This is a genomic window from Vibrio sp. 10N.261.55.C5, from assembly GCF_041470505.1.
GTDB classification, from domain to species: domain Bacteria; phylum Pseudomonadota; class Gammaproteobacteria; order Enterobacterales; family Vibrionaceae; genus Vibrio; species Vibrio crassostreae_C.
The window spans coordinates 179,943-193,685 of record NZ_JBFRMS010000012.1 but is presented as its reverse complement, the minus strand read 5'-3'; the positions used below and the strand labels follow the sequence as shown (position 1 = coordinate 193,685).

Sequence of the window (13,743 nt, the reverse complement as noted above, 5' to 3'; positions counted from 1 at the left end):
AATTCACAGCGATATACTATTAATGATAAGGAGTTAGGTTATAGTGAGATCTTTATCGTTTTGGATTGTGGTAGCAAATTGCAGGGATTATCTAAGCTATTTACGTGGCCAGTGACTGTGTATTACGAAGACACCGATGCGGGTGGCGTTGTATACCATTCAAACTATCTTAAGTTTTTCGAACGCGCTCGAACTGAGATGTTGCGCTCAATTGGCGTTTCTCAGCAAGTATTGTTAGAACAAAACATCGGTTTTGTAGTCCGACATATGGACATTGATTTTATTCAAGGCGCGCGTCTTGATGATTCTTTACAAGTCATTACAAATATTTACGAGTTGAAGCGAGCTACCTTGGTCTTCTGTCAAGAGATCGTAAATCCTGATGGCAAGGCATTGTGTAAAGCAATGGTTAAGGTAGCATGTATCGATAATCAAAAAATGAAACCCAAAGCAATGCCAACATTTATTCTCACGGAGCTAACGAATAGTGACTGCTGAAATCTCAATCTTAGGCCTAATTTTAGAAGCTAGTTTACTAGTTAAGATGGTCATGCTGACTCTTATGGGCATGTCTGTTGTTTCTTGGGCGATGATCATAAAAAGAAGTAAAGTGTTATCTCAAGCTTCTAAACAAACAGAAGTGTTTGAAGACAAATTTTGGTCAGGCGTTGATCTTGCAAAACTGTACCAAGAGAGCAACAAACGCAAAGACGAGCTTTCTGGTACTGAAGAAATTTTCTACGCAGGCTTTACTGAGTTCGCTCGCCTTCGTAAATCGAATGCAACATCACCTGACTTCATTATGGAAGGCACTGGCCGTGCGATGCGCGTTGCCGTTGCTCGTGAGGTTGATGAACTAGAAACTAACTTACCTTTCTTGGCGACCGTTGGCTCTATCAGCCCATACATCGGCCTATTTGGTACGGTTTGGGGCATCATGCACTCATTCATCGCATTAGGTGAAGTGAAGCAAGCGACGCTCGCAATGGTTGCTCCTGGTATTGCAGAAGCACTGATCGCAACAGCAATGGGTCTATTCGCTGCGATTCCAGCGGTAATGGCGTACAACCGCTTCAGCAGCCGAGTAGGCAAGCTAGAACACAACTACGCGACTTTCTCTGAAGAGTTTCACAGTATTCTTCACCGTCAAGCGATGGCTGGCAGGGAATAATAGATGGCTGGATACCAACCTAAAAAACGCAAAATGACAGCAGAGATTAACGTTGTACCTTACATCGACGTTATGCTTGTTTTGCTGATCATTTTTATGGTGACTTCGCCGTTTGTTACTCAAGGCGTTGACGTTGAATTGCCTCAGGCTTCAACGGCTAAATCGGCACAAGACCTACTGGGTGACGACAATGCAAGTTTCATCATCGTTGAAGTGAACAAAGACGGTGAACTTGGCTTGAGCGTTAATGACGAAGAAGTACAGCGTGGCTTATCAATGGAAGATATTATCGTCCGTGTGAAAGCCGAGTTGTCTCTGAAGCCAAACTCTCCAGTGGCGGTTGGTGGTGATGCCGCAACGCCATACGCTGAAGTGGTTTTATTACTTGATGAATTAAGCCGTGCAGGTGTGCCAAAGGTTGGCCTTTTAACGGATATAAGGGAATAGCTCCGTAGCATTCATGAAAGCGAATAATAAAAAATCCAATAATTTCAGATCACCGCTTCTTATTTCTCTTGGGCTGCACGTCATTTTATTCGTTGCGCTCATTTGGGGGGCGGATTTCACGATGTCAGAGCCAAAGCCTACAGGGCAGATGGTTCAAGCAGTGGTGATTGATCCTCAGTTGATTCGCCAGCAAGCTCAACAGATTCGTCAACAAAGAGAAGCGGCAAGCAAGAAAGAGCAAGAGCGTCTTGACAAACTAAGACGTGAAAGCGAACGACTTGAAAAGAATCGTAAAGCTGAAGAAGAAAATATTCGCAAGCTAAAAGAACAGCAAGCGAAAGAAGCTAAAGCAACTCGTGAAGCTGAAAAGCGTCGAGTTGAGAAAGAGAAACAACGCAAAGCTGAAGAAGCGCGTTTACAGCAAGAGCAAAAGAAAGCCGCTAAAGCCGAAGCTGACCGTAAGCTAAAAGAAGCTGCGTTAGTGAAAGCCGAGAACGAGCGTAAAGCCAAAGAAGCGGCAATCGCAAAAGCTGAACAAGAACGCGTGGCAAAAGAAAAAGCAGCGAAAGAGGCAGCAGACAAAGCTCGTAAAGAGAAAGAAGCCGCTGAACTCGCGGAAAAGCAACGCATAGCGAAAGAGAAAGAAGCGGCAGCCACAGCAGAGAAAGCCCGTAAGGCAAAAGAAGCTGCAGCAAAAGCAGAAAAAGAGCGTAAACAACAAGAAGCCGCATTGAACGATATCTTTGCTGGGCTTGAAACGGAAGCGACTCAAAACTCTTCAGCAAGACAACAATTTATCACTGATGAAGCGCAACGTTACGGGGCTATCTATACCCAACTGATTCAACAGAACCTGTTGTTAGAAGACAGCTATCGAGGACGCTCATGTCGAGTGAACCTTAAGCTGATTCCAACGGGCTCTAACGCGATATTGGGTAGTTTGAGTATCTTAGATGGCGATAGCCGTTTATGTGCAGCAACCAAGCGTGCGGTGGCACAAGTACAATCTTACCCGTTGCCTAAAGACCCAGACATTGTGAACTCACTGAAAGACATTAACTTAACTGTATCACCAGAGTAAAAGGACGAACTTGTGTTAAAGAAACTATTACTGAGTTTTGTTTTCTTAATAGCTACAAGCAGCCAGTTTGCACATGCAGCGCTGGAGCTGGTTATTACAGACGGTATTAACTCTGCAAGACCTATAGCTATTGTACCTTTCGGTTGGGAAGGCTCAGAGCCATTGCCACACGATGTATCAGCGGTTATCGCTTCTGACTTACAGCGCAGTGGTAAATTCAGCCCAGTTGCGACAAGCAAAATGCCTCAAACGCCTTACAGCGAAACTGAGGTTAACTTTGATGCTTGGACTAACCTAGGTGTTGACTCATTGCTTACCGGCAGTATCACTAAAAATGCCGAAGGGCAGTATGTGGTGAATTACCAATTGATCGACATTGTTCGTGGTCAACTGACCAAAGGACAAAGTCGTGCGCTGAGTGATGAAGGCCAATTAGTGCTTTCTAAAGATCACGTTCTATTCAATAAGAAGGCTACGGTTCCTGGTAATCGCTTGAGAGAGTACGCACACCGTATCTCAGACCTAGTGTATGAAGAGCTAACTGGTGAGAAAGGCGCGTTCTTAACTCGTATCTCTTACGTGGTAGTGAACGATAAAGACAAGTACCCGTATCAACTTCGTGTTGCTGACTACGATGGCTTTAACGAGCGTTTAGTACTTCGTTCTAAGCAGCCTCTCATGTCTCCAGCATGGTCACCAGACGGCAAAAAGCTAGCTTATGTGAGCTTCCAGAATGGCCAAGCTGAAATATTCATCATGAATATTTACACGGGTGAACGTGAGAAAGTGACGTCATACCCTCGTCACAATGGTGCGCCAAGATTCTCGCCAGATGGTAAAACATTGGCATTGGTATTGTCGAAAACGGGCAGCCTTCAGGTGTACACACTTGACCTTGCTAGCCGTAAGCTGACTCAAATTACCCGCGGCCGTTCGAATAATACTGAACCATTCTGGCACCCAGATGGCAAGTCTCTTATTTTCACATCGGATCGTGGTGGTAAACCACAGATTTATAATGTAAATTTGTCCAATAATTCGACTTCTCGTATTACTTGGCAAGGTAGCCAAAACTTAGGTGGCCAGATCACTCCTGATGGTCGATTCATGATCATGGTGAATCGCAGCAACTCAGGTTTTAACTTGGCTAAGCAAGATTTGGAAACCGGTGCGGTTCAGGTACTAACAAAAACATTGTTAGATGAGTCTCCAAGTATTGCACCGAATGGAGGTATGGTTATCTATAGCTCTATTTACAACAAAACAAATGTACTATCGATGGTTTCTATCGATGGACGTTTTAAAGCTAGATTACCGGCAACTAACGGACGCGTAAGAGCGCCTGCATGGTCACCGTTCCTCTAGGGAAAATTACATATTCTTTTAGCTATTGATAGTGTTAACTATTGTGGCATTTAACTATCTATAGCACTCTTAGTCGCTGTAGAAACTAAGTTTGATAACGTAAGGAAAAAAAGATGCAACTTAACAAAGTTCTTAAAGGCTTGATGATTGCACTACCAGTGATGGCAGTAACGGCATGTAGCTCAACTGATGAAGCAACATCTGCAACATCTGGTACTGAAAGCAACCAAACAACTTCAGGTTCAGAAGGCAATGTAGACACAACTGTTGTAACGCCAATTGACGCTAACGGTCAACTGTCTGAGCAAGAGCTTAAAGAGCAAGCGCTACGTGAAACTCAAACAATCTACTTCGCATTCGATAACTCTACTATCGCTGGCGATTACGAAGAAATGCTAGCAGCTCACGCAGCATACCTAGTTAAGAACGTTGACATGAACGTTACTATCGAAGGTCACGCTGATGAGCGCGGTACTCCTGAGTACAACATCGCACTTGGCGAGCGTCGTGCACAAGCTGTAGCGAAATACCTACAAGCTCTAGGTGTTCAAGCTGACCAAATCTCTATCGTAAGCTACGGTGAAGAGAAGCCACTTCTTCTAGGTCAATCTGAAGATGTGTACGCTAAAAACCGTCGCGCAGTACTAGTTTACTAATTTTAGTAGACTATATAATTGAGGAATTGCCTCATGTTCAGTAACACAAAGCGAGTCATTTTGCTTTCGTTACTGGCAAGTGCAGCGAACACCGCGTTCGCTGCACCAGCTCCAGTATCCGATCTCAATAGCACCGCAACCAATTCATCATCTTCCTCTCGATCAGCATCTAACGAATCAGATATTGAGCGTTTTGAGCGCCTGCTTCAAAATCGCAATCTCGTTCAGCTTCAAATGCAACAGCAAATCGACGACATGGCACTGGAGATCAGTGAACTTCGTGGTGATCTGGAACGAAACAGCTACGATATGAAGCAAATGCTAGAGCGTCAGCGTGAACTGTTCATTGAACTGGATCGCGTAAGAGGCGAGGTGAAAGCAGCAGGAACAGCAACGGTAGCAGTGGCGGCGAGCGAAGGCTCTAAAGACGCTTCTGGTACGTTCAGTACTGATGTGGATGAGCAAACTGCTTATCAAAATGCTGTAGATATGATTCTAAAGCAACGAGACTACACGGGTGCTATCGCTGCATTCCAAAAGTTTCAAAAAGACTTCCCAGATTCTACCTTCACACCTAACTCACATTACTGGTTAGGTCAGCTTTATTTCGCTAAGAAGCAAGATAAAGAAGCCGTGAAGAGCTTCGCTGCTGTTGTGTCGTACAAAGACTCAAACAAGCGAGCAGATGCACTGGTTAAGCTTGGTGACATAGCAGCGCGCAACAACAACGCGACGCAAGCTAAGAAATATTACCAACAAGTCGTAACCGAGCACCCAAACAGTGCTTCGGCTAAAGTGGCCAAAACCCACTTATAACCAAAATAGGGGTGCTTAGGCGCCTCTTTTTTATACCTGTTCACTTCCGTTTAGTGTTTACTTCTCTTGCTAGTGATGACAACACATCGCCTTGTTTATGCGTTTTAAGCATTAGCTAGTCACCGCTTGCAACCAATCCTTTTTGATCCCAATCGCTGTCCTGTGTAGAATACTCGGATTCTCGGAAGAAGTTGCGTAGAGCAAGAGCAATGAGTCATATACTAGATAAAATCGATACAGTTTACCCGTTTCCGCCTAAGCCAGTTCCATTGAGCGACGCTCAGAAACAGGCCCACATCGCAAACATAAAAAAACTACTTCAAGAAAAAGATGCAGTTCTAATTGCACACTACTACACCGATCCTGAAATTCAGGCTCTGGCAGAAGAAACTGGGGGTTTCGTTGGCGATTCATTAGAGATGGCTAAGTTCGGTAACCGTCACTCAGCAAGCACTTTGATCATCGCTGGTGTTCGTTTCATGGGTGAGTCTGCAAAGATTCTTACTCCTGAAAAACGCATTTTAATGCCAACACTTGAAGCTGAATGTTCGCTTGATCTTGGCTGCCCAGCTGACAAATTTACAGAATTTTGTGATGCTCACCCTGACCACACTGTGGTTGTATACGCGAACACCTCTGCAGCTGTTAAAGCTCGTGCAGACTGGGTAGTTACGTCGAGCATCGCTTTAGAAATCGTTGAAAGCCTAGACGCTGAAGGCAAACCCATTATTTGGGGGCCAGACCGTCACCTAGGTTCTTACATCGCAAATCAAACTGGCGCTGACATGTTGCTTTGGCAAGGTGAGTGTATCGTTCATGATGAGTTCTCAGCTGATGCTTTGAAGAAAATGAAATCGGTATACCCAGAAGCGGCTATCTTGGTTCACCCAGAATCACCAGCAAGCGTGGTTGAACTGGCTGACGCTGTAGGCTCAACAAGCCAACTGATCAAGAAAGCAAAAGAGCTGCCTCATCCACAGATGATTGTTGCGACAGACAAAGGCATCTTCTTCAAGATGCAGCAATTGGTTCCTGAAAAAGAGCTGATTGAAGCGCCGACAGCGGGTGTTGGTGCAACGTGTCGTAGCTGCGCACACTGTCCTTGGATGGCAATGAACGGCCTTGAAGCGATTGAAAACGCGCTTGAGAATGGTGGTGAGCAACACGAAATCTTCGTTTCTGACGAATTACGCGTGAAGTCTCTTATTCCATTGAACCGCATGCTAGATTTTGCAGAGCAGTTAAATGTGCAGGTAAAAGGTAACGCGTAAGTCGTTCTTTTATCTAACCAATAAAAAAACCAGCCAATAGTGCTGGTTTTTTTGTATCTGCGTATAGGCCGCCAATATCAATCTTGTGGTCATGTATCTTTTTCTGATGATACATCTTGTTGATATCGCGTATTTTTTCTAGCATGTAAGTAAGAGGAAAAGATTAGAGGCTCGAATGATAATCTGGTTACAACTCAAACGCTGGATCAAAGCAAACATCTTTGTTTTGAATGGCAAAAACTTACTGTTCACTTTTCTTGGCTACATCGCTTTATCGTGGTCGATGCTGTATTTGGCGGGTGAAACAGATTTAACCAGTTCGGTTACCGTATTCGCTTACTACTTGGTGGTGACGGCTTCTACGGTTGGTTATGGTGATTTATCACCGACCACGGTAGCGGGGCAGTGGATCGTTATTCTATTTGTGATTCCAGGCGGGTTGAGCCTTTTTGCCGCGTTGCTCGGTAAAGTGGCGACAGAAGGTGTTGAATATTGGCGAGCGGGCTTGCTAGGAAAAAGGAGAGTTAGAGTGGACAACCACATTTTGATGTTGGGGTGGAATGAGCAAAGAACCATTCATCTCATCCGCATGCTACAACACGAAGAAACGGGTAAACGACCAATCGTGCTATGTACGCGTTCAGATATCGAGAACCCGTTACCCGGTGAAATCAATTTCGTCAAAGTAAACAGCTACACCGATGGCAAAGAGATGGAGAAAACGGGCATTGAGTCTGCAAGTTGCATCCTGATTGATAACCCAGAAGACGACATTACGTTATCTGCGGCGCTTTACTGTGCCAACCGAAACCCTAAAGCGCACCTTCTTGTTTACTTTAAAGATGAAGCGCTGAGCGATTTGTTACACAAGCATTGCCCTAACTCAGAATGTATTCCAGCGGTGGGTGCTGAGATGCTAGCAAAGGCTGCGGTAGACCCAGGTTCCAGTGCGCTTCACCAAGAATTATTGAGCTCAACAAGAGGCATGACACAGTATTCAACGTATTTCCCTGAAGACGCTGAGTCTGTCACCGTCGCGCCTATTTTCTCAGTGTTTAAAGAGAAGTATCAAGCAACTCTGATCGCCATTGATACGGGGAGCGGTATTGAACTCAACCCAGAGTTAGATCAAGTGGTCAGCAGTGGCACTAAGCTGTTTTATATTGCTGATGAGCGAATTGATGACTTCGATTGGAAAGGCTTCTAAAGCGACTATTTTATTTCGTCTGAAAACTAAAAAAGGCCTCATAATGAGGCCTTTTGGCTTGTATAAAGCTAACTGTTATTGAGCTTCAGCCAGTGCAATGCCACGCTGCGTTAGTCCGCAAAGCATCACAGGAACAGCGTTAAAGATCTCTTCGAACTGCTCTAGGCCTTCGATGCCTTGCTCTGCAAGCGTAGCAATTGACGTTTCTGGATCGTAAAGCATGCTCAGTGACAGCAGGACACCGCCAACGAGTGCGTTATCTTCGCTCTCTTCAGGCATTAGTGTTTCCCAATCGTCGCGAGCAATCTGCCAGCCTTGAAGCAAGCCTTCACAAAAATCACGAGCGGCAGTGTTCACCACTTCTTCGTCGTCTAATTGACAAGCTTCAGGCCAAACCCAAGTCCCTTCAATCAGTTCTGGGCGGGTTTTATTCCAAAGCTCGATGATAACTTCAATGTAGCTTTCTAGCTGTTCACCATCCGTAAAAGGTGCGACTTCTTCGCCACCCCATAAGAACGGTAGCCACTCATGCGGGGTTAACACATTCGGTGCCGCTGCCATTGCAGTGACAAAGCCCATTGTTTTGTGTTCTGTGATTAGCTTTCCTTCCAACTCTGGAAGCGCAAGAATATCTTGTAAAGTCAAAGTGAGGTACCGTAAAAGGGAACATATTTGCGCTTATAGTACCAATGAACTTGTGCCAATCAAGCTTCAATCTAAAAAGGCTTGATGTCATGGATGATAAACACTAGGTTTAACAGAAAAGAAAACAATAAAAGAATTATGCAGATACGGTCGTCTTTAAAGAAAAAAAGCATGGTAGCGCTTGGATTATACCTTGCGATGTTTATTGCCATTGTCGGTAGTGTGACGTATTACGTCGTAGAATCCCCTGTGCGCGCCAAATTACAACAAAACCTCGACTTGCGTACGCAACTGTTATCCGCATTGATTACAGAGCCACTCAGTAGTTCTCGAGGCTTCGTAGACAGTCTCGTTGGGTTTGCTCAAGCGCATCGTAACGGTGATGATGTTATTCCGCTCTTTAAGTCCATGTTGGCGGCGAGCGACGATACGATTGTCAGTGCCGGTATTTGGCCCGAACCTTATGCGCTTGATTCTAAAAAGCTTCTCAACAGTTACTTTTTTAATAAAGCCGACGATGGAATAATCGACCAGATATATTCTTACAACAACCCCCAAAATGCCCCTTATCAAGAAGAGTATTGGTACACCTCTGTCGTCAACCAAAAACAAGGCACGATCTCTTGGAGCGATGTGTATATCGATCCATACACACACGTTCGAATGATTACGGCGTCTTCCCCTTATTATTACGACGGTACTTTTGCCGGTGTTGCCACGGTGGATCTCTCGCTCGAAGAGCTGCTTGGTTTTATCAAGAACCACGCCGAAGAATACAACCTTGGCATTACGCTCAGAGATAAGCTTAACCAAGTGTTGGTTTCGCATAACTTTAATCTCGTTGAAGGCATTTACATCAGTAGCAATCAATTTGGTGATTTCGGCTGGCAAGTGGATGTGGTGAACTCCAAATCACGAGTAGAAGACGAAGTGTTTCGTCAGGTGATGAGCATTGAAGGCGGTATTGTTCCGCTATTGCTACTTTGTGTCATGGCGGGGTATTACTTATTGAACCGTTATTTGATTAGTCCAATCACAAGGATTGCAGCACAGGTTGATAGTTCGAAAGCCGGCGAAATCATTGATGTGGATTACTCGAGTGATGACGAAATCGGCCATTTGATTAAAACCTTCAACGAAAAGACCATTTATCTCGAAGCGGAAAAGGTTAAAGCTCAGGCATCCACCAATGCAAAAACCGCTTTCCTTGCGACCTTGTCACATGAAATTCGCACTCCGATGAATGGGGTATTGGGTACCGCTCAAATCCTATTAAAAACGCCTCTAAATTCTGAACAAGAGAAGCATCTTAAGAGCTTGTATGAGTCCGGCGATCATATGATGACTCTACTCAACGAGATCTTAGACTTCTCGAAGATCGAGCAGGGCAGGTTGGATCTTGATGAAACGCGTTTCCCGCTTGATTCGATCATCGGCAGTATTAACAGTGTTTACTACACATTGTCTTCCGAGAAAGGGCTTCAATTCAACGTGTACTCTGAGGTGACTTCGGGTCGTTGGTACTTCTCAGATAAAGCTCGCCTTCGCCAAATTTTGTTTAATCTATTGAACAACGCGGTGAAGTTCACCTCCAGAGGCTTTGTTGAGGTGTACCTGAAAGAAGTTGTAGAGGGGAGTGACACCTATCTGAGCATTCGAGTTCGTGATACCGGAATTGGTATTTCTAAAGAAGCTCAGAAGCGTATTTTTAAACCGTTTGAACAAGCGGAGTCTTCGACCACAAGGCGTTTTGGCGGTACTGGCCTTGGCCTCGCGATTGTGAAGAAAATTGCCCAGTTGATGGATGGCAGTATTACCGTCACCAGTGAAGAAGGGATAGGCACGAGTTTTGATGTTCGCTTGAAGATTCAGCCATGTCAGCCAGGAGAAATCGAGAGTTTGCCACATAAGAAGTTGGACTACTCTGGCTTAAAGGTACTGATCGTCGAGGACAACCGAACGAATACGGTGATCATTGAAGCCTTCATGAGCAGTAAAGGCTTTACCTGTAAGAGCGTCGAAAACGGTGAACTTGCGATACAAGCCGTGGTTGCTGAGCGCTTTGATTTGGTGCTCATGGATAACCATATGCCTGTGATGGATGGCGTTGAATCAACCACTGCTATTCGTGCTTTGATAGGCGATGTGTCATCGGTATTGGTGTTTGGTTGTACGGCTGATGTCTTTAAAGAGACTCGTGAGCGTATGTTGGGGGCAGGTGTGGATTATATTATTGCTAAGCCGATTGACGAGCGTGAACTGGATGATGCCTTGTTCCGCTATTCAAATAAGCTTTATCAATACCATGAAGTAAAAGCGGATGAGCTCGAAAGCCAAGACGTAAAACCACACGATTCGAAAAGTAAAAGCGAGTCACTGCCTAAACCTGATCTTCGCAACAAAGATAACACTGAAGAGCTGTTAGTGACGTTGTATGTGGCGCTAGAAGACAACAACCTAGAACTGATTCAATTTGCACTAGAGAGCCTACGTGTCCACGTTGAAGCTATGAACAACGCGGAACTTACTGAACAAGTCGATAAAGCGTTAGAGCAGGTTGCTTTAGGATCACCACCTACACAAGATGTCATTAATATCATTACTGTAAATCTACCTATGGCTTAAATGTTGTTTAATTACGGTTAGTAAATGACGAACTGTCCAATATTTGACCTTGGTTGGATTTTTTGGTGAAAGTGACTGCTTTTAAAGTGGTTTTTGGTTGTTAATTTACAACTTGATTTTTAATTTGGAGTGTATGACTACTAATCTTGTGATTTAATAGCGACATTATCTGGTGAGGTGCAAATGTGCCTTGTTTATATGTTACTAAATCACTAATTAAGCAGTGATATATTTTAGGTTTGTCGTCAATGAAGTCTCGTGGTCCATTTTGTATTCGAAACGCAGCTGCGGATACATTTGCTATGGTCGTTTTCTGTTTTATTTCTGGCATGATCGTAGAAGTGTTTATTTCTGGTATGACGTTTGAGCAATCTCTTGCTTCTCGAACGTTATCTATTCCTGTAAACATTGCTATCGCTTGGCCTTATGGCGTTTTTCGTGATTGGTTCTTACGCAATGGTGCAAAACTTTCAGAAAGCTCATTGATGAAAAACTTGTCTGATTTGATGGCATACGTGTTATTCCAGTCTCCAGTGTATGCGGGTATTTTGTTGGCAGTGGGTGCTTCAGGCGACCAGATCGTTACGGCTGTCACCAGTAATGCAGTTATCTCGTGCGGTATGGGCGTACTTTACGGCTACTTCCTCGATATGTGTCGTAAATGGTTTCGAGTTCCTGGCTACTATCAACAAGCTTAAGAAAAGCAACAAGCGTAAGTGCAGCGAAAGAATGAAATTTGGTTTGTTTTTGATCTAATGAGTTAATTTGTAATCGAACAAACCGAAAAAGGCACTTTTTTTGAGAATGCCCCTTGACCAAAGCAAGCAGAATCAATAAAGTAGCGCCTCGTTGAGTGACATGCTCAACACACAATTTGTGGAAGGATGGCTGAGTGGCTTAAGGCGCTCGCCTGGAAAGCGAGTATACGTTTATAGCGTATCTGGGGTTCAAATCCCCATCCTTCCACCACTATTCAAAACCCTAGCAGAAATGCTGGGGTTTTCTCGTTTTAGAGCCTCTATATCCCACCTCATCTGTATACCTCCCTAATATCCGTTCCTTTAATCATTGCTTTATAGTTATAATCTCTATTAATACCGTCGCAGAATTAACCATATTAGGTGTTTTTATCATAGATAATCGCTTGATTTTTTGGCGTGAACCTAGATTATTAATAGTACGCAATATTATGAATAATCTAACTATTAGGAATCCATAGCCTCATGACAGAAACCCTAGTTTCTCCAATGCTCTCTTTTACGATCGCGATTTCATTACTGTTTATCGGTAAAGGTTTGATCGAGCGATCTGAAGTATTAAGAAAGTATTCACTGCCAGAGCCTGTGATTGGTGGCTTTGTCTGCGCAGCGACCGTAGCGGCGCTTTACTATATTTTTGAAATCCAAATCACTTTTAGCCTAGATGTCAGAGACTTTTTACTTCTCTACTTTTTTGCTGGCATCGGGCTCCAAGCGGATATTAAAACACTGATTAAAGGCGGGCGACCGTTGTTCATCCTACTGTGTCTTGCTGCCATTTTTATCGTGTTGCAAAACGTAGTCGGAATGGCAGTCGCTTCTGGCTTTGGAATGGATGCGAAAGCAGGCTTGCTATCTGGGTCTGTTAGCTTGATAGGCGGCGTAGGCACAACGTTAGCTTGGGCGCCAATGTTTGTGGAAGAGTTTGGTATTGCTAACGCGCTCGAACTTGGTGTCGCTTCAAACACGGTTGGTTTAATTGCAGCGTGTGTGATTGGTGGTCCGATTGCGAACTACCTGCTCAATAAACACAAAGTAAGCCCTTCTAATGAAGAAGAGGTTACGGTTGGTGCATTCCAAGAGAGTGAAACAAAAACAGAGCTTAGCCACTACGGCGTTCTGTGGGCGTGGTTGATTCTTAACTTAACACTAATGCTGGGTTACAGCTTGAGTGAAGTTATCGACTCGATGGGCCTAAAACTGCCGTTATTCGTTAGCTGTTTGATCGCAGGTATCCTAATCGGAAACGTTGGTCGCGCACTGTTTAAGAAACGTCGTACACAAGAGAAAATCGCTCAAGGCCGCAAAGGCTTAGCGATGATCTCTGATATTTGTTTAGGCATGTTCTTGACCATGGCATTGATGGGGTTGCGTATCTGGGATCTCGATGGACTGTTTGGCTATATCTCTGTTGTCATGAGTATCCAGATCTTGCTTTCCCTGTTGTTTACTGTGTTTGTCGTTTATTACTTGATGGGAAGAAACTACGATTCTGTGGTGATATGTTCAGGCTTCGGTGGTATCACTCTAGGCTCGACCGCAACAGCAATTGTGAACATGACCGCAGTAACTCACCGCTATGGCGCAAGCCCACAAGCGTTCATTGTGGTGCCATTAGTGTGTGGTTTCTTTGTTGATTTGATTAATGCGCTAGTGATCAGTTTCTTTGTTGGTCTGTAGCGCTAATTAAGAGCAATTGTC

Annotated in this window: 13 protein-coding genes and 1 tRNA gene; 13 read left to right on the top strand and 1 reads right to left on the bottom strand. The window is 44.3% G+C overall.

The window, feature by feature from the left end; genetic code table 11:
* Positions 1-60 precede the first annotated feature (60 nt).
* From ybgC to AB4263_RS05510, 9 genes are all read left to right on the top strand, one after another.
* Positions 61-498, top strand: coding sequence for a tol-pal system-associated acyl-CoA thioesterase (gene ybgC, locus AB4263_RS05550; protein WP_017062074.1), 438 nt, complete (start codon positions 61-63; stop codon positions 496-498).
* The gene (tolQ, locus tag AB4263_RS05545) at positions 488-1,171 is read left to right on the top strand and encodes a protein TolQ (RefSeq protein WP_017062073.1); all 684 of its coding nucleotides are present in this window, start codon (positions 488-490) and stop codon (positions 1,169-1,171) included. The genes ybgC and tolQ overlap by 11 nt, the downstream gene beginning before the upstream one ends.
* A gap of 3 nt (positions 1,172-1,174) precedes the next feature.
* Positions 1,175-1,618 (top strand): protein TolR, encoded by a 444-nt coding sequence (tolR, locus tag AB4263_RS05540; RefSeq protein WP_017062072.1) that lies wholly within the window; start codon positions 1,175-1,177, stop codon positions 1,616-1,618.
* Between the two features lie 13 nt (positions 1,619-1,631).
* Positions 1,632-2,699: a cell envelope integrity protein TolA gene (gene tolA, locus AB4263_RS05535; RefSeq protein WP_372097832.1), complete on the top strand. Its 1,068-nt coding sequence runs from the start codon at positions 1,632-1,634 to the stop codon at positions 2,697-2,699.
* Positions 2,700-2,711: 12 nt separating this feature from the next.
* Positions 2,712-4,064, top strand: a complete 1,353-nt coding sequence (tolB, locus tag AB4263_RS05530) for a Tol-Pal system beta propeller repeat protein TolB (RefSeq protein ID WP_372097830.1) — start codon at positions 2,712-2,714, stop codon at positions 4,062-4,064.
* 113 nt (positions 4,065-4,177) lie between these two features.
* Positions 4,178-4,720, top strand: coding sequence for a peptidoglycan-associated lipoprotein Pal (pal, locus tag AB4263_RS05525; RefSeq protein WP_017062069.1), 543 nt, complete (start codon positions 4,178-4,180; stop codon positions 4,718-4,720).
* A 33-nt stretch (positions 4,721-4,753) separates the two neighbouring features.
* Positions 4,754-5,536: a tol-pal system protein YbgF gene (ybgF, locus tag AB4263_RS05520; protein WP_372097828.1), complete on the top strand. Its 783-nt coding sequence runs from the start codon at positions 4,754-4,756 to the stop codon at positions 5,534-5,536.
* A 209-nt stretch (positions 5,537-5,745) separates the two neighbouring features.
* Positions 5,746-6,807 (top strand): quinolinate synthase NadA, encoded by a 1,062-nt coding sequence (gene nadA / locus AB4263_RS05515; RefSeq protein WP_136973580.1) that lies wholly within the window; start codon positions 5,746-5,748, stop codon positions 6,805-6,807.
* A 175-nt stretch (positions 6,808-6,982) separates the two neighbouring features.
* Positions 6,983-8,014, top strand: coding sequence for a potassium channel family protein (locus tag AB4263_RS05510; protein ID WP_017063519.1), 1,032 nt, complete (start codon positions 6,983-6,985; stop codon positions 8,012-8,014).
* A gap of 75 nt (positions 8,015-8,089) precedes the next feature.
* On the opposite strand, the gene AB4263_RS05505 is transcribed toward AB4263_RS05510, so the two are convergent.
* Positions 8,090-8,659 carry a UPF0149 family protein gene (locus AB4263_RS05505; RefSeq protein ID WP_017062064.1) on the bottom strand — a complete coding sequence of 190 codons (570 nt, stop codon included), beginning with the start codon at positions 8,657-8,659 and terminating at the stop codon, positions 8,090-8,092.
* Between the two features lie 171 nt (positions 8,660-8,830).
* Here AB4263_RS05505 and AB4263_RS05500 point away from each other — a divergent pair, with 171 nt between their 5' ends.
* The 4 genes from AB4263_RS05500 to gltS all read left to right on the top strand — a co-directional run bounded on the left by AB4263_RS05500 (position 8,831) and on the right by gltS (position 13,722).
* On the top strand, positions 8,831-11,284 hold the full coding sequence (locus AB4263_RS05500; protein ID WP_372097826.1) for an ATP-binding protein: 2,454 nt from the start codon (positions 8,831-8,833) through the stop codon (positions 11,282-11,284).
* A gap of 248 nt (positions 11,285-11,532) precedes the next feature.
* Positions 11,533-11,982 carry an L-alanine exporter AlaE gene (locus tag AB4263_RS05495; RefSeq protein WP_017062062.1) on the top strand — a complete coding sequence of 150 codons (450 nt, stop codon included), beginning with the start codon at positions 11,533-11,535 and terminating at the stop codon, positions 11,980-11,982.
* Positions 11,983-12,162: 180 nt separating this feature from the next.
* A tRNA-Ser gene (locus AB4263_RS05490) sits at positions 12,163-12,253 on the top strand.
* A gap of 254 nt (positions 12,254-12,507) precedes the next feature.
* Positions 12,508-13,722, top strand: coding sequence for a sodium/glutamate symporter (gene gltS / locus AB4263_RS05485; protein ID WP_017062061.1), 1,215 nt, complete (start codon positions 12,508-12,510; stop codon positions 13,720-13,722).
* Positions 13,723-13,743: the final 21 nt, after the last annotated feature.

Excerpts from the sequence above, each read along its gene's own strand:
- tolR (WP_017062072.1), top strand. The coding sequence starts at position 1,175 with ATGGCTGGATACCAACCTAAAAAACGCAAAATGACAGCAGAGATTAAC.
- tolA (WP_372097832.1), top strand. The coding sequence starts at position 1,632 with ATGAAAGCGAATAATAAAAAATCCAATAATTTCAGATCACCGCTTCTT.
- pal (WP_017062069.1), top strand. The coding sequence starts at position 4,178 with ATGCAACTTAACAAAGTTCTTAAAGGCTTGATGATTGCACTACCAGTG.
- ybgF (WP_372097828.1), top strand. The coding sequence starts at position 4,754 with ATGTTCAGTAACACAAAGCGAGTCATTTTGCTTTCGTTACTGGCAAGT.
- nadA (WP_136973580.1), top strand. The coding sequence starts at position 5,746 with ATGAGTCATATACTAGATAAAATCGATACAGTTTACCCGTTTCCGCCT.
- AB4263_RS05510 (WP_017063519.1), top strand. The coding sequence starts at position 6,983 with ATGATAATCTGGTTACAACTCAAACGCTGGATCAAAGCAAACATCTTT.
- AB4263_RS05500 (WP_372097826.1), top strand. The coding sequence starts at position 8,831 with ATGGTAGCGCTTGGATTATACCTTGCGATGTTTATTGCCATTGTCGGT.
- AB4263_RS05495 (WP_017062062.1), top strand. The coding sequence starts at position 11,533 with ATGAAGTCTCGTGGTCCATTTTGTATTCGAAACGCAGCTGCGGATACA.
- gltS (WP_017062061.1), top strand. The coding sequence starts at position 12,508 with ATGACAGAAACCCTAGTTTCTCCAATGCTCTCTTTTACGATCGCGATT.